At 75.0% G+C, this 18,764-nt stretch carries 15 protein-coding genes; 6 read left to right on the forward strand and 9 right to left on the reverse strand.

What is annotated here, in order from left to right:
- Positions 1 to 12: 12 nt before the first annotated feature.
- Both ACU610_RS02560 and ACU610_RS02565 read right to left on the reverse strand, forming a co-directional pair.
- Positions 13 to 1,161, reverse strand: coding sequence for a MalY/PatB family protein (locus tag ACU610_RS02560; protein ID WP_446766154.1), 1,149 nt, complete (start codon positions 1,159 to 1,161; stop codon positions 13 to 15).
- 4 nt (positions 1,162 to 1,165) lie between these two features.
- Positions 1,166 to 4,039 (reverse strand): FAD-binding and (Fe-S)-binding domain-containing protein, encoded by a 2,874-nt coding sequence (locus ACU610_RS02565; RefSeq protein WP_446766155.1) that lies wholly within the window; start codon positions 4,037 to 4,039, stop codon positions 1,166 to 1,168.
- Between the two features lie 108 nt (positions 4,040 to 4,147).
- On the opposite strand from ACU610_RS02565, the gene ACU610_RS02570 reads away from it, so the two are divergent.
- Entirely contained in the window at positions 4,148 to 4,597 is a 450-nt protein-coding gene (locus ACU610_RS02570) for an ester cyclase (protein WP_446766156.1), read from the forward strand.
- Positions 4,598 to 4,795: 198 nt separating this feature from the next.
- A complete protein-coding gene (locus tag ACU610_RS02575) occupies positions 4,796 to 5,305 on the forward strand; it encodes an inorganic diphosphatase (RefSeq protein ID WP_446766157.1) in 510 nt (169 codons plus the stop codon).
- 80 nt (positions 5,306 to 5,385) lie between these two features.
- On the opposite strand, the gene ACU610_RS02580 is transcribed toward ACU610_RS02575, so the two are convergent.
- Together ACU610_RS02580 and ACU610_RS02585 are read right to left on the reverse strand one after the other, a co-directional pair.
- Positions 5,386 to 6,294, reverse strand: coding sequence for an SDR family oxidoreductase (locus ACU610_RS02580; RefSeq protein WP_446766158.1), 909 nt, complete (start codon positions 6,292 to 6,294; stop codon positions 5,386 to 5,388).
- A gap of 92 nt (positions 6,295 to 6,386) precedes the next feature.
- Positions 6,387 to 8,018, reverse strand: a complete 1,632-nt coding sequence (locus ACU610_RS02585) for a glycoside hydrolase family 13 protein (RefSeq protein ID WP_446766159.1) — start codon at positions 8,016 to 8,018, stop codon at positions 6,387 to 6,389.
- Between the two features lie 194 nt (positions 8,019 to 8,212).
- Between ACU610_RS02585 and ACU610_RS02590 the strand changes: the two genes are divergently transcribed.
- Positions 8,213 to 8,434, forward strand: coding sequence for a hypothetical protein (locus ACU610_RS02590; RefSeq protein WP_446766160.1), 222 nt, complete (start codon positions 8,213 to 8,215; stop codon positions 8,432 to 8,434).
- A 188-nt stretch (positions 8,435 to 8,622) separates the two neighbouring features.
- On the opposite strand, the gene ACU610_RS02595 is transcribed toward ACU610_RS02590, so the two are convergent.
- The 5 genes from ACU610_RS02595 to ACU610_RS02615 form a co-directional block, all read right to left on the reverse strand.
- Positions 8,623 to 9,300, reverse strand: a complete 678-nt coding sequence (locus ACU610_RS02595) for a peptidoglycan recognition protein family protein (RefSeq protein WP_446766161.1) — start codon at positions 9,298 to 9,300, stop codon at positions 8,623 to 8,625.
- A gap of 366 nt (positions 9,301 to 9,666) precedes the next feature.
- Entirely contained in the window at positions 9,667 to 10,497 is an 831-nt protein-coding gene (locus tag ACU610_RS02600) for a succinate dehydrogenase/fumarate reductase iron-sulfur subunit (RefSeq protein WP_446766162.1), read from the reverse strand.
- Entirely contained in the window at positions 10,494 to 12,290 is a 1,797-nt protein-coding gene (locus ACU610_RS02605; protein ID WP_446766163.1) for a fumarate reductase/succinate dehydrogenase flavoprotein subunit, read from the reverse strand. The genes ACU610_RS02600 and ACU610_RS02605 overlap by 4 nt, the downstream gene beginning before the upstream one ends.
- 16 nt (positions 12,291 to 12,306) lie before the next feature.
- Positions 12,307 to 13,134: a hypothetical protein gene (locus ACU610_RS02610; protein WP_446766164.1), complete on the reverse strand. Its 828-nt coding sequence runs from the start codon at positions 13,132 to 13,134 to the stop codon at positions 12,307 to 12,309.
- Positions 13,131 to 13,394: a hypothetical protein gene (locus ACU610_RS02615; RefSeq protein ID WP_446766165.1), complete on the reverse strand. Its 264-nt coding sequence runs from the start codon at positions 13,392 to 13,394 to the stop codon at positions 13,131 to 13,133. Before ACU610_RS02615 ends, ACU610_RS02610 begins: the two co-directional genes overlap by 4 nt.
- Positions 13,395 to 13,673: 279 nt before the next feature.
- On the opposite strand from ACU610_RS02615, the gene ACU610_RS02620 reads away from it, so the two are divergent.
- From ACU610_RS02620 to nhaA, 3 genes are all read left to right on the forward strand, one after another.
- Complete coding sequence (locus ACU610_RS02620) at positions 13,674 to 14,402, forward strand: glutamine amidotransferase (RefSeq protein WP_446766166.1); 729 nt, start codon at positions 13,674 to 13,676, stop codon at positions 14,400 to 14,402.
- 86 nt (positions 14,403 to 14,488) lie between these two features.
- Positions 14,489 to 16,015, forward strand: coding sequence for an MFS transporter (locus ACU610_RS02625; RefSeq protein ID WP_446766167.1), 1,527 nt, complete (start codon positions 14,489 to 14,491; stop codon positions 16,013 to 16,015).
- Positions 16,012 to 18,642, forward strand: coding sequence for a Na+/H+ antiporter NhaA (nhaA, locus tag ACU610_RS02630; RefSeq protein ID WP_446766168.1), 2,631 nt, complete (start codon positions 16,012 to 16,014; stop codon positions 18,640 to 18,642). Before ACU610_RS02625 ends, nhaA begins: the two co-directional genes overlap by 4 nt.
- The last annotated feature ends 122 nt before the right edge of the window (positions 18,643 to 18,764 follow it).

The following is an 18,764-nucleotide window of genomic DNA, read 5'->3' on the forward strand; positions in this document are numbered from 1 at the left end:
CCCCTGCCGCGGTCAACGGGCCGCGAGCGCGGCGCCCATCCGCTCGACGACCTCGGTCAGCACCGGCCGCGGGGTGGCGAAGTTCAGCCGGACCGCGCCGGCGGCGCCACACAGCACGCCGTCGGTCAGGGCCACCCCGGCCCGGTCGAGGAAGAAGGCGCCCGGCTCGGGCAGATCCAGCTCCCGGCAGTCCAGCCAGGCCAGGTAGGTGCCCTCGGGCGGGGTGTACCGGACGCCGGGCAGGTGCTCGGCGACGAGGTCGGCCAGCAGCCGGCGGTTGCCGTCCAGGTACGCCAGGACCTCGTCCAGCCAGCCGGCGCCGCCGGTGTAGGCGGCGGTGTTCGCCACGACGCCGAGGGTCGAGGCACCGTGCTCGGCGTGCTGGCCGACCCGGGCCCACGTGGCGGCGTCGGCGTCGTTCGAGAGCACCAGCTGCGCGCACTTCAGGCCCGGCAGGTTCCACGCCTTGGACGCCGAGGTCGCGCTGATCGCGTGCCCGGCCAGGACCTCGCCGAGCGCGGCGTAGGGCACGTGCCGGTGGCCCTCGTACACCAACGGCGCGTGGATCTCGTCGGAGAACACCCGGCCGCCGTGCCGCTCCACCACCTCGGCGACCGCCGTCATCTCCGCGGGCTCCAGCACCCGGCCGATCGGGTTGTGCGGGTTGCAGAGCACCAGCAGGTGACCGCCGGCCCGGAACGCCGCGTCGAGCGCGTCGAGGTCGTAGACGTACCGGTCGCCGTCCCGCGCCATCGGCACCTGGAGGACCTCGCGGCCCAGCGCCGGCGGCACGACGAGGAAGGGCATGTAGGCCGGCGTCGGCAGGATCACCGGGCTGCCCGGCCGGGAGCAGTGCTCGATCGCCGCGGCCAGGCCGGCCAGGACGTCGGCCAGCGGCCGCACCCGCGCGGGCGGCACCGCCCAGCCGTACCGGTCGGCCGACCACGCCGCGTACGCCTCCGACATCCCCTCCAGGAGCGCCGGCGGCAGGTAGCCGAACACGGCGCCCTCGACCGCCGCGTGCAGGGCCTTGGTGACCGCCGGCGCGGTGCCGAAGTCCATCTCCGCGACGAACGACCCGATCGCGTCGGGGTACAGCGACCACTTGAGGCTGCCACCCGCCCGCAGCTCCTCGACGGTCACGTCGTCGAATCCCGCCATGACGTCAGGCACCCGCGGCCCGGGCCAGCAGCTGGGCCAGGTGCACCGCGTCGCGGCCGGCCAGCTGGTCGAGCTGCGTGCGGCAGGAGAAGCCGTCGGCGAGGACGACGGCGTCCGGCCCCGCGGCCCGGACGGCGGGCAGCAGCTGGTGCTCGGCGATCGCCACCGACACCTCGTGGTGGCCGCGCTCGACGCCCCAGTTGCCGGCCAGCCCGCAGCAGCCGCCGACCCGGGTCACCGTGGCGCCGGCCTCGCGCAGCAGCCGCTCGTCGGTCGCCCACCCCAGGACGGCGTGGTGGTGGCAGTGCGGCTGGGCGACGACCTCGACGCCGGCCAGGGACGGCGGCGACCAGCCCGGCGTCTCCCGCAGCAGCTCGGCCAGCGTGCGGGTGCCCGCGGCGACCCGTCCGGCAGCCGGTCCGCCGACCAGCTCGAGGGCCTCGTGCCGCAGCACCGCGGTGCACGAGGGCTCCACGCCCACCACCGGGATGCCGTCGTCCACCAGGGGGGTCAGCAGCTCGACGGTGCGGCCCAGGGTGCGGCGGGCGGCGTCCAGCTGTCCGGTGGTGATCCAGGTCAGCCCGCAGCACGCCTCGGCGGGGGGCACCTGCACCCGGTAGCCGGCGTCCTCCAGCACCGCCGCGGTGGCGAGAGCGACCTCGGGGGCGAAGTGGTCGGTGAAGGAGTCGACCCACAGCGCCACCGCGCGCCCACCCGCCCCGCGGCCGTCCCCGGCCGGAGCCGGCCCTCGGTCGGGGCGGGAACGCCACTGATCGCGGAAGGTGCGGGAGGCGAACGCCGGCAGGGAGCGGCGCTGGTCGACGCCGGCGCCCCACTTGGCCAGCCGGCCGCCGAGACGCGACCTCGTGACCGCGTTGGCCAGCCGGGGCGCGCGGGCGGCGACGTCGGCCCAGCGCGGCAGCCAGCCCAGCGTGTAGTGCGAGCGCGGGCGCAGCCGGCGGCGGTAGCTCTGGTGCAGCACCTCGGCCTTGTAGGAGGCCATGTCCACGCCGGTCGGGCAGTCGCGCGAGCAGCCCTTGCACGACAGGCACAGGTCCAGGGCCGCGTGCACCTCCGGGGACCGCCAGTCCCGCACCGGCCCACCCGGCGCCAGCATCTCCTGCAGCACGCGGGCCCGGCCGCGGGTGGTGTCCTTCTCCTCCCGCGTCGCCGGCCACGACGGGCACATCACCCCGCCGCTGGCCTGCAGGTCGGCCCGGCACTTGCCGACGCCGGTGCAGCGGTGCACCGCGGCGGAGAAGTCGCCGCCGTCGTGACGGTAGGCCAGCGCCAGGGTGGGCGGGGTGGTCGCCGCCCACCGCGGTGCGGCGGCCACCCGGATGTCGTCCTCGACCCGTGCCGGACGCACCAGGACGCCGGGGTTGAGCACGTCGTCGGGGTCGAACAGGCCCTTCACCCGCTCGAAGAGGCCGAGCACGTGCGGCGAGTACATGGCCGACAGCAGCTCGCTGCGCGCCCGGCCGTCACCGTGCTCGCCGGACACCGAGCCGCCGTAGCGGGCGACCAGCGCGGCGGCGTCGGTCACGAAGGCCCGGTAGGCCTCGCGGCCGCGGTCGGGGCCCTTGCCGAGCGGGAAGTCGATCCGCACGTGCACGCAGCCGTCGCCGAAGTGGCCGTACGGGACGCCCTGCAGCCCGTGCCGGTCCAGCAGCGCCTCGAAGTCGCGCAGGTAGGCGCCCAGCTGCTCGACCGGGACGGCGGCGTCCTCCCAGCCGGCGTGCGCGGGCCGGCCCTCGGAGGTGCGGCCGGCCAGCCCGGCGCCGTCCTCGCGGATCCGCCAGATCGCCGCGGCCTCGGCGGCGTCGGTGACCACGAGGGTGTCCAGCGCGCCGGCGTCGGCGACCAGGCCCTTCGCCGTCGCCTCGATCTCGGCGACGCTGTCGCCGGTCAGCTCGACGATCAGCCAGCCGTCGCCACGGGGGAGGTCCGGGACGACGGCGGCAGGGACGTCCCGCAGCCGCTGCACGATCCGCTGGTCGAGCCCCTCGACGGCGGTCGGCCCGTGCCGCAGCAGGCCCGGGGTGGCGTCGGCGGCGTCGGCCATCGACGGGTAGCCGAGCACGACCAGGCCGCGGAAGGGGGCGTCGGCGACCAGCCGCACGGTCGCGCCGAGGACCACCGCGAGCGTGCCCTCGCTCCCGACCAGCGCACGGGCGACGTCGAAGCCGCGCTCGGGCAGCAGGTGCTCCAGCGAGTAGCCCGACACCTGCCGGCCGAAGCGGCCCAGCTCCGTGCGGATCGCCGCCAGCTCGCCGTCCACCAGCCGTCGCAGCTCGTCGAGCACGCCGCCGCTCGCCGCGCCGCCCGGCCCGAGCCTGAGCCGCTCGCCGGCACCGGTGACGACGTCGAGGCCGACCACGTTGTCCGACGTCCGGCCGTAGCCCAGGGCACGCGACCCGCAGGCGTTGTTGCCGATCATCCCGCCGATCGTGCAGCGGTTGTGGGTGCTCGGGTCGGGGCCGAAGCGCAGCCCGTGCGGCCGGGCAGCGGTCTGCAGCGCCGCCTGCACCAGGCCGGGGTCCACGGTCGCCGTGCGGGCCTCGGGGTCGATGCCGTGCACGCGGGACAGGTACCGGCTGGTGTCGAGGACGACGCCGGGGCCGACCGCGTTGCCGGCGATCGAGGTGCCCGCGCCCCGGGCGGTGACGGGCACGCCGAGCTCGCGGCAGACGGCGAGGGTCGCCTCGATCTCGTCGGGGTGCCGCGGTCGCACCACGGCGCGGGGCAGCACCCGGTACAGGGAGCCGTCGGAGGAGTACAGCGCCCGGGCCAGGCCGGAGTCGTCGACGTCGCCGACCCCCGCGCGGCGCAGCGCCGCGGTCAGGTCGGTCGCCGGGCTGCTCGTCAGGGGGACCATGGGGCTCCTCGTGCCGCGGGTCGGTGCCTCCTCCTTGTACACCGCATCGGACCCGCGGCGGGACGTCGGGCCCTGTGCGGGTCGAGCCGCGGTCGCCAGCCTGGACGGGTGGCCTTCGACGTCGAGCGACTGCTGCGCCTCTGGTCGGACCCGCTGCCGGTGGACGACGGTGCCGCGGCCGCGGCCTTCCGCGAGCTGTACGCCGATCCGGTGACGGTCAACGGCACGTCGATGTCGCCCGCGGACTTCGTCGCCCGGGCGCGGGCGGTGCAGAACGCCTTCGCCCCGGTGCGGCGCGAGGTGCTGTCGGTCGTCGAGCAGGGGGACCGGGTCGCCGTCGCCTTCCGGATGGGCGGCCGCCAGGTCGGCACCTGGACGACGTCCGCCGGTCCGCTACCGGCCACCGGGCGGGAGTTCTGGCTGCGGGTGATCGACGTCCTCACCGTCGCCGACGGTCGGATCACCGACATCGTCATGGTCGCCGACGAGCTGGGCGTGCTGGTCGGCCTGGACGCCGTCCGGCTGCGCACCCCCGCCGACGCGGTGACCGGCGACTGAGTCGGCCGTCGCGGCGCGCGCGGCGTCGGCCCGGGTCCTCGCACTCCCCGACGCGTCGGCTCCGGGAGTGGGTCGGGCGGGATCGGCCCGTGTCCTGGAACCGCCCGTGATCGGGTTGACGCACGGCGGGCGCCGGGCCAGGGTCGCCTGGGCCATGACGGACCCGGGCGCTGGGGTCCCACCGAGGAGGGGGAGTCCGTGGAAGCCGACGTGATCGTCGAGATCCCCAAGGGATCCCGGAACAAGTACGAGTACGACCAGCGGCTCGGTCGGATCCGGCTCGACCGGATGCTCTTCACCGCGACCGGCTACCCGGGCGACTACGGGTTCGTCCCCGAGACACTGGCCGAGGACGGCGACCCCATCGACGCCCTGCTGCTGCTCGCCGAGCCCACCTTCCCCGGGTGCCTCGTCCGCGCCCGGGTCATCGCCGTGTTCTGGGTGCACGACCGGCGGGGCCCGGACGCCAAGCTGCTGTGCGTCCCCGCGACCGACCCGCGGCACCGCCACCTGCAGGAGCTGGAGGACGTGCCGATGCACCAGATCGCCGAGATCTGGCACTTCTTCGAGATCTACGAGGCCCTCGCACCCGACAAGTCCGCCGAGACCCGCGGCTGGGAGCGCCGGGACAAGGCCGTCGAGGCGCTGGAGGACGCCCGGCGCAGGTACGCCGACCAGCTCACGACGGCCACCGGCACCGAGGGCTGAGCGAGGCCCTCGGCCGGACGCTGCGGCGGGGTGCGGTCACTGCGCACGTGCCCGAGCGGCGGCCGCGGGGACCCGCGACGTCAGGCGGCGGCGACGGCTCGTGCCCGGGCGGCGATGTGCGCCGATGCCGCCCGCGGCTCGATGCCGAGGGCCCGCAGCGACTCGGCGCCCCCGTCCTCGCGCACGTCCCTGCACCACGCGATGCCCAGGGCCGAGGCGAGCTCCGGGCGACGCCGGCGCAGGGCCCGGGCGCCGACCGCGAGCACCCGGCGGGGGACGACGACCCGGCGCATGCGCACGCCGAGCGCGCGCTCGAAGGCGTCGACGACCTCGTGCCGGGTCAGCGCCTCCGGTCCTCCGAGGTCCACCGCCTCGGGCGGGTCGTCCATCGTGGCCAGGCGCACGCAGGCCTCGGCGACGTCGTCCTCGGCGACGTACGGCTGCGGCGTGCGACCGCGACCGTGGATGACGGCCAGCCGCTTGTCCGGCCGGATGCCGGCCTCCGGGCCGAACCAGGTCTCCTGGAACGCGGCCGGCCGGACGAGCACCGACCGCACGGGTGAGGCCTGCAGCAACCGTTCGGTGGCCCGCTTCGCGGCGAAGAGGGGCACCAGGTCCACGATGGCGTCGGTCATGCCCTGCGCGGAGACGAACACGAACCGCTCGACGCCGGCCGCCTCGGCCGCCCGGACCAGCGCGGCGTTCCCGTCGCGGTCTACCCGCTCGATGGAGACGTCCCGCGCCCCGCCCAGGCTGCGTCCCATGCCGTGGACGGTGGTGACGACCGTCCGCACCCCGGCCAGCGCCCGGTCGAGACTCGGCGGGTCGGTGAGGTCGCCGACCCTGAGCTCGACGCCCGCGGACCGCAGGGCGGCGGTGTCGCTGCACGGCCGGACCAGCGCCCGGAACGGGATCCGTCGCTCGGCCAGCCGGACGGCGATCCGGCCGCCCAGGTCGCCGGTCGCGCCGCAGAGCAGGAGCTCGCTCATGGCCCTCCTCCCGGGTCGGTGGACACGCAGGGGAGACACGGTCGCAGGCCGCCGTCAACGCCCCGTCACGTCCGCCGGCCAGGGGGCCTTCCTCACTCCTCGAGCACCCAGACCGCGCTGTTCGGCGGGAGCGCGACCGTGCCGCCGGAGCGCCGGACCGCCGCGGTGGAGGCGAGCAGCACCTGGCCCGGGCAGCCGGCGAGCACCGTCTCGCTGCCCGTGTTGACCACGCAGCGCACCGCCTCGCCGTGGCCGACCGACCGGATGGTCAGCACGTCGCCGCGGGTGGTCACCGTCGCCGCACCCGCGGAGAACGCCGGGTGCGCCCTGCGCAGCGCCAGCGCGCGCCGGTGCAGGGTCAGCGTGGAGCCGCCCTGCCCGGTCTGCACCGAGACGGCGTAGCGGCCCCAGTCGGCGGGGATGGGCAGCCACGGCTCGGCCGCGCCCTCGGGGGAGAAACCGACCCCCTCGGTCGGGTTCCACGGCATCGGCACGCGGCAGCCGTCGCGGCCGGCACGGGCGCCGCCGCTGCGGTGGAAGATCGGGTCCTGCTTGGCCTCGTCGGGCACGTGCGCCTGCGGCAGGCCCAGCTCGTCACCGGCGTACAGGTAGGCCGAGCCCGGCAGCGCCAGCGTCAGCAGCGCCGCGGCCCGGGCGCGGGCGGCCCCGACCTCGCCGCCGCCGAAGCGGGTGACCTGCCGCTCCTTGTCGTGGTTGCCCAGCACCCACGACACCGGGGCGCCCACCCGCCCGTAGGCGTCCAGGGCACTGGTGATGGCCTCGGCGAACGGTGCGACGGCCCACGGCGACTTCAGCAGCCGGAACGACAGCGACTGGTGCAGTTCGTCGGGGCGGGAGTACAGCGCGACCTGATCGAGGTCGGCCAGGCAGACCTCGCCGACCAGCATGGTGTCGGGGTACTCGTCGCAGATGGACCGCCAGCGGCGCCACACGTCGTGCACCTCGGGCTGGTTCCACGTCATCGCCTGCTCGGGGCCGTGGCCGAACAGCGTGGGGGAGTAGGCGCCGGGGTTGTCCCGCAGGCCGGCGTCCTTGTACAGGCCGTAGGCGACGTCGACGCGGAAGCCGCTCACGCCGCGGTCCAGCCAGAAGCGCAGCGTGCGCTCGAAGTCCTCGGCCACGGCCGGGTCGCGCCAGTTCAGGTCGGGCTGCTCAGGGGCGAACAGGTGCAGGTACCAGCGACCGTCCGGGGTGCGCGACCAGGCCGGTCCGCCGAACAGCGACTGCCAGTTGTTCGGCGGTTCCTCCGACGGCGGGGCGAAGTGGTAGCGCGCGGCCTCGGGGCAGTCCGGGTCGGCCAGCGCCGCCTGGAACCACGGGTGCTGGTCCGAGGTGTGGTTGGGGACGACGTCGAGCACGACCCGGAGACCCAGCCTGCGGGCGTCGTCCACCAGCGCCTCGAGGTCGGACACGTCGCCGTAGTCGGGGTCCACCGCCCGGTAGTCGACGACGTCGTAGCCGCCGTCCGCGCCGCCCGAGGGGTAGTGCGGGTTGATCCACACGGCGTCCACGCCGAGCCAGGACAGGTAGGGCAGCCGCTGCCGCAGCCCGCGCAGGTCACCGATCCCGTCGCCGTCGCTGTCGGCGAACGAGCGCAGGTAGACCTGGTAGACGACCGCGTCCCGCCACCAGGGGGCAGGCGCGGCTGCGGGGGCGACCCGGCGCTGGGTCTGGGTCCTCGCGAGGGAGAGGCGGCGTGCCATGCCGCCACCATCGGCGGACCCGGGGGCGAGGTTGTGCAGCAGGTCCCACGAACTGATGAGGTGATGCTGGCAGATCCCGCCAACCGCCCAGGTCGCGTGTGACGCCCGTGACGGGCGTGGTCGGTGGGCTCTGGCCGCGGCCGCCGGGGTACTCCGGGACGGCGCGGACCGCGCACGTCGACGGGAGGACGACGATGGACACAGACCCCCGACCCGGTGAGGACGACGTCGACCGCGACGACGCCGAGGCACTGAGCCGCGCGACCGGCGGCGGGCCGGACGACGCCCCTGATGCGCAGGCCACCACCGGGACCGGCGAGTCGGACACGTTCGTCGGCCGGGTGGCCGGTCAGGACGTCGGCTACGCCGAGGAGACCGGCGCCGAGCGGCGGGCCGCCGAGCAGCGGGACGGCTGACCGCAGGCCCCACGGGGGCCGCCCGGCGGTCGTCCCGGTACCACCCGACGCCCGTCGGCGCCCATCCTCGGGGGTCGGGTGGTGTTCCCGGTCCCCGGGACCCGCGTCGGTCCCCTCGCGCTGCCGGGGCCCGGTCTCGGCGTCGACACCGGCGTCGCGGGTAGCCGCCCAGGGCTGCCGTTCTCGATCTAGCCGTTGGGCGCGATCGGGGTGTGGTGCACCGCCCGGCGGGTGCGGCCGGGGTCCTCCTCGCTGATGGGTGCGGAGGTCCAGTCCTCCTCGGGGATGTGGTCGAGCCCCGCGATCTGCCGAGCGCGGGCGATGATCTGCGGGATCTGGGCCACCCGGCGGTTGCCCGGACAGACCTTGCCGCGCCTCGAGGACCAGACCTCGCCACCGGGGACGCGCCACGGGTCGATGCCCTGGCGGTGGAACGCGACGCCGCGGGAGCGGGGCAGGCTGTTCGGGGCGGCCACCAGCGGGACGCCGTGCTCCCGGTGAGCCCACGCGCAGATCTGGGCGATGGTCTCGACCTGGTCGTCGGTGAAGGCCGGCACGGCCGCGCCGTCGTTGGTGTTCCAGGGCGCGAAGCCCGGCCCCATGTCGGCGTTCTCGATGGTGATGGAGCGGTGGTTGCCGGCGGCGTTCGCGCCGGAGCGGACGGCGGTGTCGACCCACTGGTAGACCTCGCCACCGCCGCCGGTGCCGAAGTGGGAGTTGACGCCGTTGGTCAGCCGTCGGAAGTAGCCGTCGGTGCCGGCCAGGGAGCCCACCATGGTGTGGATGACCACGAGGTCGTAGCGGGCCATGCGGGAGTTGGAGGGGCGGGGGAGGGGCTTCCAGTGGGCCCCGGGCATCCGGGCCATCAGGCGTCGTCCTCCTGCTCCGCGGACAGGACGGCGACCGCCTCCCACTCCTCGGCGGTGAGCTTCGGGGAGTCGTCGCAGTCGATCTCGGGCTCTGGAGCGGTCATGGGGGTACTGCTCCTCTCGGGTGGGTGGATCACGTACGGAGCCGCCGGGCGACGCGGAGGACGCCGCGGCCGGCGAGCCCCAGCAGCGACACCGGCGCGCGTGGCGGACGCCGGCCCTCCCGCGTGCCCACGGGCACGCGGGCTCCACGCACAGCATCGGGCGCGGGCGTCACGAGGACGTCAAGCAGCCGTCACCGCGGACGGCGCGCGCCTGCCCGGGGTGAGCGGGCGCCGTGATCACTCCGGCCAGCGCCCGTGATCAGTCCGGGCGGCGCCGCCGGATCTTCGAGCCGAGCCAGGTGAGCGGGTCGTACCTGCGGTCGACCACCCGCTCCTTGAGCGGGATGATCCCGTTGTCGGTGAGGTGGATGCCCTCCGGGCAGACCTCGCTGCAGCACTTGGTGATGTTGCAGTAGCCGAGGCCGAACTCCTCCTGGGCGGCGTCCCGCCGGTCGACGACGTCGAGCGGGTGCATGTCGAGCTCGGCCAGCCGGATGAGGAACCGCGGCCCGGCGAAGGCGCGCTTGTTCTCCTCGTGGTCCCGGATGACGTGGCAGGTGTTCTGGCACAGCCAGCACTCGATGCACTTGCGGAACTCCTGCGGCCGGTCGACGTCGACCTGCTGCATCCGGTGGTTGCCGTCGGGGTCCCGGGGCCGGGGGGTGAACGCCGGGATCCGCGCGGCCTTCTCGTAGTTGTAGGAGACGTCGGTGACCAGGTCGCGGATGACCGGGAAGGTCCGCAGCGGGGTGACCGTCACCGTCTCGTCCTCGGCGAAGGTGCTCATCCGGGTCAGGCACATCAGCCGCGGCCGCCCGTTGACCTCCGCGCTGCACGACCCGCACTTGCCCGCCTTGCAGTTCCACCGGACGGCGAGGTCGCCGGCCTGGGTGGCTTGCAGGCGGTGGATGACGTCGAGGACCACCTCGCCCTCGTTGACCGGGACGGTGAAGGTCTGCAGCTGACCGCCGGAGGCGTCGCCGCGCCAGACGCGGAAGGTGGCGTCGTAGCCCCCGCCGCCTCCGTCACCGGCGCCACCGCCCCGGCCGTCGTCGGTCGCACCGATGCTGGGTTCACCCGGCTCCGTCACGGCTGCTCCTCGAAGACCTCGGCCAGCTCCGGCGGCATCTGCGGGAGCGGCTGCCGGTCGATCACGACCGTGCCGTCCGGCGCCCGCCGGCAGACGAGGTTGGTGCGCCCCCACTCCGGGTCGGTGGCGGGGAAGTCGTCGCGGGTGTGCCCGCCGCGGCTCTCCTCGCGGGCGAGCGCGGCCCGCGCGACGCACTCGCTGACCGCCAGCAGGTGGGGCAGGTCCAGCGCCAGGTGCCAGCCGGGGTTGTACTGCCGGTGGCCCTCCACCGACAGCGCCGCCACCCGCTCCCGCAGGACGGCGATCCGCTCCAGCGCGCGCTCCATCTCCGGGGCGGTGCGGATGATGCCGACCAGGTCGTGCATCGTCTGCTGCAGCTCGGACTGCACCGCGTACGGGTTCTCCCCGCCCTCCCGCTCGAACGGTGCCAGCGCCGCCCGCGCCGCCTCGGCGAGCGCCTCCTCGCGCAGCGCGACCACGCCGGCCCGCTTGCTCGCGTGCTCGGCCGCGGCCGCACCCGCGCGCCGGCCGAACACCAGCAGGTCCGACAGCGAGTTGCCGCCCAGCCGGTTGGACCCGTGCATGCCGCCGGCGACCTCGCCGGCCGCGAACAGCCCGGGGACCGACGCCGCAGCGGTGTCCGGGTCGACCTCGACGCCGCCCATCACGTAGTGGCAGGTGGGGCCGACCTCCATCGCCTCGGCGGTGATGTCGACGTCGGCCAGCTCCTTGAACTGGTGGTACATCGACGGCAGCCGCCGGCGGACGTACTCGGCGGGGCGCCGGCTGGCGATGTCGAGGAACACCCCGCCGTGCGGCGAGCCCCGGCCGGCCTTGACCTCGCTGTTGATGGCGCGGGCGACCTCGTCGCGGGGCAGCAGCTCGGGCGGACGCCGGTTGTTCTTCTTGTCGTCGTACCAGCGGTCGGCCTCGTCCTCGGTCTCCGCCGTCTCCTTGCGGAAGAAGTCCGGGATGTAGTCGAACATGAAGCGGTTGCCGCTGGAGTTCCTCAGCACGCCGCCGTCGCCCCGGACGCTCTCGGTGACCAGGATCCCGCGCACCGACGGCGGCCACACCATCCCGGTGGGGTGGAACTGGACGAACTCCATGTTCACCAGCCCGGCGCCGGCCGCCAGCGCCAGGGAGTGCCCGTCGCCGGTGTACTCCCACGAGTTCGAGGTGACCTTCCAGGCCTTGCCGATCCCGCCGGTGGCCAGCACGACCGACGGGGCCTCCCAAACGAGGAAGCGCCCCGACTCGCGCCAGTAGCCGAACGCGCCGGTGATCCCCTCCTCGTCGGTGAGCAGCCGGGTGACCGTGCACTCCATGTAGACGTCCACGCCGAGCGCGACGGTGCGCTGCTGCAGGGTGCGGATCAGCTCCAGACCGGTGCGGTCGCCGACGTGCGCGAGGCGGGCGTAGCGGTGGCCGCCGAAGTCGCGCTGGCTGATCAGCCCGTCGGGGGTGCGGTCGAACAGCGCGCCCCAGTCCTCGAGCTCGCGCACCCGGTCGGGCGCCTCCTGCGCGTGCAGCTGGGCCATCCGCCAGTGGTTGAGCATCTTCCCGCCGCGCATGGTGTCCCGGAAGTGCACCCGCCAGTCGTCCTCGGGGTAGGCGTTGCCCATCGCCGCGGCGATCCCGCCCTCGGCCATGACGGTGTGCGCCTTGCCGAGCAGGGACTTGCAGACGACGGCCGTGCGCGCCCCTGCCTCGTGCGCGGCGATCGCGGCCCGCAGGCCGGCGCCGCCGGCTCCGACGACCACGACGTCGTAGGCGTGCCTCTCGAGCTCCATCAGATGGACTCCGTCATCAGAAGAACCTCAGGTCCGAGATCGTGCCGGTGGCCAGCAGGAACACGTAGAGGTCGGCGAGCGCCACGCTGGCCAGCGAGGCCCACGCGTACTGCATGTGCCGGGCGTTGAGCCGGGAGACGACGGTCCAGAAGCGGTAGCGCACCGGGTGCCGGGAGAAGGAGTTGAGCCGGCCGCCGACGATGTGCCGGCACGAGTGGCACGACAGCGAGTAGAGGAACAGCAGGACCGCGTTGACCAGCAGGATCACCGTGCCGAGCCCCATGTGCCCCCACGCGCCGGTCTCGTCGCGGAACGCGAGGACGGCGTCGTAGAAGAGGATCACGTTGATGACCAGCGCCGTGTAGAGGAAGTAGCGGTGCAGGTTCTGCCCGATGAGGGGGAAGCGCGTCTCACCGCTGTAGCGCCGGTGCGGCTCGGCGACCGCGCAGGCCGGTGGGGAGAGCCAGAAGGACCGGTAGTAGGCCTTGCGGTAGTAGTAGCAGGTGAGCCGGATGCCCAGCGGGAAGACCAGGATGTAGATCGCCGGGGAGATCCAGTCCGGGCCGGTGAACAGCTTCGGGAAGGTGTCGCCCTCGCAGGCCGTGGTGATGCACGGTGAGTAGAACGGCGAGATGTAGGGCTCGGAGAAGTAGTACGCGTTCTGGAACGCCCGGAAGCTCGAGTAGACGACGAAGGCCACCAGCGCCAGCGCGGTCAGCAGCGGCTGCACCCACCACCGGTCCGTGCGCAGGGTGCGCGCCGTGATGGCCGCACGCCCCGGGGCGGGCCCGTCGCCGTGCCCCGGGGAGGCCGCCCCGGTGCCGTGCGGCGCGGTCCTCGTCACCGGACGGTGCGCCCGGACCCGGCGACCCCGTCGTCGTAGCCGTCGTCCCAGGAGACGCCGGGCGAGAACGGGACGCCGGGCACCCCCCGGGTCGCCGCGGCCCCGCACAACAGGGTCAGGTCGTCGCGCAAGCGGGCGACGTCGATCCTGAGCCGGCGTGCGTCCACCGTGTCCCCGAAGTACCGGGTGAGCGGGCTGCACGCCGCCTCGAGTTCGTCGACGGCCCGGCGGGCCGCCGCCACGTCCTGCTCCAGGGACATCCCTGCCTCCAGGTGCCGGTCACACCCCCGCCGGGGCGGTGCAGCGAAGTCGACCACGGACGCGCGAGCGGCGGAAGGACTTCCGGGGCGGGGGTCGCGCGGCCAGGGGGTGTCCCACGGACCTCCGGCGTCGGTGGCGCCGCGGCGGCGCTCCGCGGTGCCCGACGGACCGTCGGGCACGAACCCGGTGGCCGACGGCCCGTCGGCCTCGCCGAGCACCCACCTGTGCGGCGCTCCCGTCGGCACGGGCCCGTCGGGCACGTCCTAGCATCGGCGCCCGTGCGGCCCTTCCTCCTGCTGGCCTCGCGGCCCGAGGACGAGGCCGCGGACGACGAGTACGCCGCCTTCCTGCGCGCGACCGGCCTGGAGGAGCACCAGCTGCGGCGGATCCGGTTGGAGGCCGGCCCGCTGCCGCCCCTGGACCTCGACGACTACGCGGGGGTGTTCCTCGGCGGCGGGCCGTTCAACTCCAGCGACCCGGCCGAGGACAAGTCCGCCGTCCAGCACCGGATCGAGGCGGAGCTGTCGGGACTGCTGGACGAGGTCGTCGCCCGCGACCTGCCCTTCCTCGGCGCCTGCTACGGCATCGGCACCCTCGGCGTCCACCAGGGCGGGGTGGTCGACCGCACCCACGGTGAGCCGGTCTCCTGCATCCCGGTGACGCTGACCGACGCCGGCCGGGCCGACCCGTTGCTCGCCGGGGTGCCGGACGTCTTCGACGCGCTGGTCGGGCACAAGGAGGCCTGCCGCGTGCTGCCGCGCTCGGCCGTGCTCCTGGCGACGTCGGCCCGCTGCCCCGTGCAGATGTTCCGGGTCGGCCGCAACGTCTACGCCACCCAGTTCCACCCCGAGCTCGACGTCGCCGGCGTCGTCACCCGGGTGCGGGTCTACCAGCACGCCGGCTACTTCCCGCCCGCGGAGATGGAGGAGCTCATCACCCGGGTCAGCCAGGCGGTGGTCACCGAGCCGAGCCGCCTGCTGGCCAACTTCGTCGCGCGGTACGGCTGACCGAGGACTCCCTGCCCCCACCACTCGCAGGCTCGCGGTGGGACCCTGCAGGGGCCGCCTGCAGGAAGGCAGGAGTGGGAGGTGCCATGGGTCGAGCAGCGGTGGCCCCGGACGGCGGCCTGCGCATGGGCACGCCGCGGGCCCGGTGGGTGCTGCTCACCACGGTGCTGGGCTCGGGCCTGGCGTTCCTCGACGCGACCGTGGTCAACGTGGCCCTCGAGCGGATCGGCACCGACCTCGACGCCGGCTTCTCCGGCCTGCAGTGGACGGTCAACGCCTACACCCTCACCCTGGCGTCGCTGATCCTCCTGGGCGGCTCGCTCGGCGACCGGTTCGGCCGGCGGCGGGTGTTCATCGTCGGCGTCGTCTGGTTCGCCGGCGCCTCCCTGCTCTGCGGCCTGGCGCCCGACGTGCGGACCCTCGTCGCGGCCCGGGCCCTGCAGGGGGTCGGGGGGGCGCTCCTGACCCCCGGCAGCCTGGCGATCATCTCGGCGTCCTTCCACGGCAGTGACCGTGCCGCGGCGGTCGGTGCCTGGTCGGGGCTGGGCGGGGTCGCCGGAGCGATCGGTCCGTTCGTCGGCGGCTGGCTGGTGGAGTGGAGCTGGCGCGCGGTCTTCCTGGTCAACCTGCCGCTGGCCGTGGTGATCGTCGCCGTGGCCGCCCGGCACGTGCCCGAGTCGCGGGACCCGGAGGCCACGCAGCGGCTGGACTGGGCCGGGACGGCGCTGGTCGCCGCGGGCCTGGGCTGCCTGACCTACGCACTGACGGCGGCGGGGGAGCCCGGGGGTGGTACGGCGTACCTGGCCTGGGGCGCGGTCGGGGTGGTCGCGCTCGTCGCCTTCGCGTTCGCCCAGCGCCGCTCGACGGACCCGTTGGTGCCGCCCGCCCTCTTCCGGGACCCCCAGTTCAGTGCGGCCAACGCCGTGACGCTGCTGGTCTACGCCGCCCTGGGCGCGTTGTTCGTCCTGCTCGTGCTCCAGCTGCAGGTGGTCTCCGGCTTCTCCCCCCTGCTCGCCGGCACCGCGCTGTTGCCGGTCACCGTGCTGATGCTGCTGTTCTCCGCCCGCGTCGGGGCCCTCGCCCAGCGGATCGGTCCGCGCCCGCTGATGACCGCCGGTCCGCTGGTCGCCGCCGCGGGGGTGCTGCTCATGCGGCGGATCGGACCCGACGCCTCCTACGTCCCCGACGTGCTCCCTGCGGCGGCCCTCTTCGGCGCCGGGCTGACCCTGCTCGTGGCGCCCCTGACCGCGACGGTGCTGGACTCCGCCGCCGACCGCTTCGCCGGTGTCGCCTCGGGCGTGAACAACGCCGTCGCCCGGGCCGCCGGGCTGCTCGCGGTCGCCGTGGTGCCCGTCGCGGCAGGCATCACCGGCGACGCGTACACCGACCCCACCGCTCTCGACGCCGGCTTCCGGACGGCGATGCTCCTCTGCGCCGGGCTGCTGGTCGCCGGGGCGCTCGTGGCTGCCGTCCTCGTCCGCCGTCCGCTGGGCGTCGAGCAACCGGGGCCGGCCACCCGCATCCCCCTGGAGGAGTGCCTGCACTGCGGCGTCACCGGGCCCCAGCTCTACCCCCAGCAGCCGACTCCGACGGCGGGGGAGGCGTCGCGGTGAGCACCAGCGTCACCCGGCAGTCCACGTCCGGCGGGTGGGGCCTGCTGGCGCGGGTCGCCCCGCTGCGGCGGCGGCTGCGCACCGAGGCCGGGAGCGCCGGGCTGCTGCTCGCCGCCACCGTCGCCGCGCTGCTGTGGGTCAACTCGCCGTGGGGTGGCAGCTACGAGGACTTCTGGCACACCGAGTTCGCCGTCCGGTTCGCCGGCGCCGAGCTCGCCCTGGACCTGCAGCACTGGGTCAACGACGGCCTGATGGTGTTCTTCTTCTTCGTCGTCGGCCTGGAGATCAAGCGCGAGCTGGTGCTGGGCGAGCTCACCGACCGGCGGCGGGCCGCGGTGCCCGCGCTGGCGGCGGTCACCGGCCTCGCGGTGCCGGCGCTGGTCTACGTCGGCTTCACCCTCGGCGACGAGGCGGCCTCGGCGTGGGGCGTGGTCATCTCCACCGACACCGCGTTCCTGCTGGGCGTGCTCGCCCTCGTGGGGCCGGCCTGCCCGGCGCAGCTGCGGCTGTTCCTGCTCACCCTGGCCATCGCCGACGACGTCGGTGCGCTGACCGTGATCGCGCTCTTCTACACCGAGGACCTCGCCGTCGGCCCGCTCGTCCTGGCACTGCTCGGGCTGGCGCTCATGGTGGGCCTGCCCTACCTCAACGTCTGGCGCGGGCCCGCCTACCTGGTGCTCGGCATCGCGGTCTGGATCGCGATGTACCTCTCCGGCGTCCACCCCACCCTCGCCGGGGTGGTGATCGCCCTCTTCACGCCGGCCTACGCGGCCCGCCGGGACGAGGTGGCGGACGCCGCCCGGCTGACGCGGGCCTACCAGCAGTCGCCCAACCCCGAGTTCGCCCGCGCCGCCCGGCTGTCGATCGACCGGTCGGTGTCGGCCAGCGAGCGGCTGCAGCAGCTGTGGCAGCCGTGGACCAGCTTCGTGATCGTCCCGGTGTTCGCCCTCGCCAACGCCGGCGTCCCGTTCACCGGGGAGACGCTGCGCACCGCGGCCACCTCGCCGATCACCCTCGGCGTCGTCGCGGGCCTGGTGCTCGGCAAGCTCGTCGGCATCCTGCTCGGCACCGGCCTCGCGGTCCGGCTGCGCCTCGGGGAGCTGGCCCCCGGTCTGACCTGGCTGCAGCTGGCCGGCGGAGCCGCGCTGTCGGGCATCGGCTTCACCATCTCGCTGTTCATCGTCGACCTCGCCTTCGACGACGAGGGGCGGGCCGACCAGGCGCGGGTCGGCGTCCTGGTCGCCTCGGTCCTGGCCGCGCTGCTGGGCTGGGCGCTGTTCCGGGTGGCCGACCGTCGCCGCCCCCCCGGTGCCGGGATCCGCCCGGTCCTGCTCGACCCGCCGGTGGACCTCGAGCGCGACCACGTCCGCGGGCCGGTCGACGCGCCGCTCACCCTCGTCGAGTACGGCGACTTCGAGTGCCCGTTCTGCGGCCGCGCCACCGGGACGGTCGAGGAGCTGCGGGAGCGCTTCGGCGACCGGCTGCGCTACGTCTTCCGGCACGTGCCGCTGGTCGACGTCCACCCGCACGCCCGGCTGGCCGCGGAGGCCGCCGAGGCGGCGGGGGCCCAGGGCCGGTTCTGGGAGATGCACGACCGGCTGTTCGCCGGCCAGGACCGGCTGATGCCGACCGACCTCCTCGAGTACGCCGCGGCAGTCGGCCTCGACGTGTCCCGTTTCGCCCGCGACCTGGGGTCGGGCCGGTTCGCCCGCCGGGTCGAGGAGGACGTCGAGTCGGCCGAGGCCAGCGGTGTCACCGGTACCCCGACCTTCTTCGTCAACGGCCGCCGGCACACCGGGCCGTTCGACACCGACTCCCTGACCGCCGCGCTGCTCGCCGCCGCCGGGGAGGAGGCGCTGTCGCCCTCCGGCGACGACGGACTGACCGGGCTCGTGGTGCCGGCGCTCGGTCAACGGCGCGGCCAGTCCCGCCCCGAGGCGGGCGACGTGCCCGCGGACGTGCCGGCCGACCTCCCCGAGAGCCCGGACCGGGACGGCGCCTTCCCCCGGCTGACCGACGAGCAGATCGCGCTGGTCGAGCGCTCTGCCACCCGGCTGCGGTGCGCGCCGGGGGACACGCTCTTCCGCGAGGGCGACGCCGGGTACGCCTTCCACGTCGTCGTCTCGGGGACCGTCGCCATCGTGGAGGACCTCGGCCGGCCCGATCAGCGGGTCATCTCGGTGCACGGACCGCACCGCTTCCTCGGCGAGCTCGACCTGTTCAGCGAGCAGCCGGTGTCCCTGACCGCGCTGGTGCTGCAGCCGGCCGAGGTGCTGCGCGTCGAGCGCGAGCAGCTGCGGCAGGTGTTCACGGCCGACCCGGCGCTCAAGGAGATGGTGCTGCGGGCCTTCCTGCTGCGCCGTTCCCGGCTGCTGGAGCTCGCCGCCGACCTGCGCATCGTCGGCCGGGGCGGGTCACCGGACAGCCGGCGGCTGCAGGAGCTGGCGCGCAGCCACCGGCTGGCGGCCGGCTTCGTCGACCTGGACGCCGGCGGCGACGGCGCTGCGGTGCTCGCCGAGCTGGGGGTCACCGAGGACGACCTGCCCGTGGTGGTGTGGCGGCACGGTGGGGTCCTGCGCAACCCGAGCGACGACGAGGTCCTCGCCGCCGTCGAGACCCCGGACTGACAGAGGACCCCGTCCTCCCCACCCGCGGCCCCGGGTCGGTCGCCGGCCCGGGGCCGTCGTCCCGGTGTGACCGCGTCGGCCGGCCTCCGCCGCGCGAGGCGACCGGTGGGTGGGGTCGTCGC

The sequence above is a fragment of the Geodermatophilus sp. URMC 61 genome, assembly GCF_052931555.1.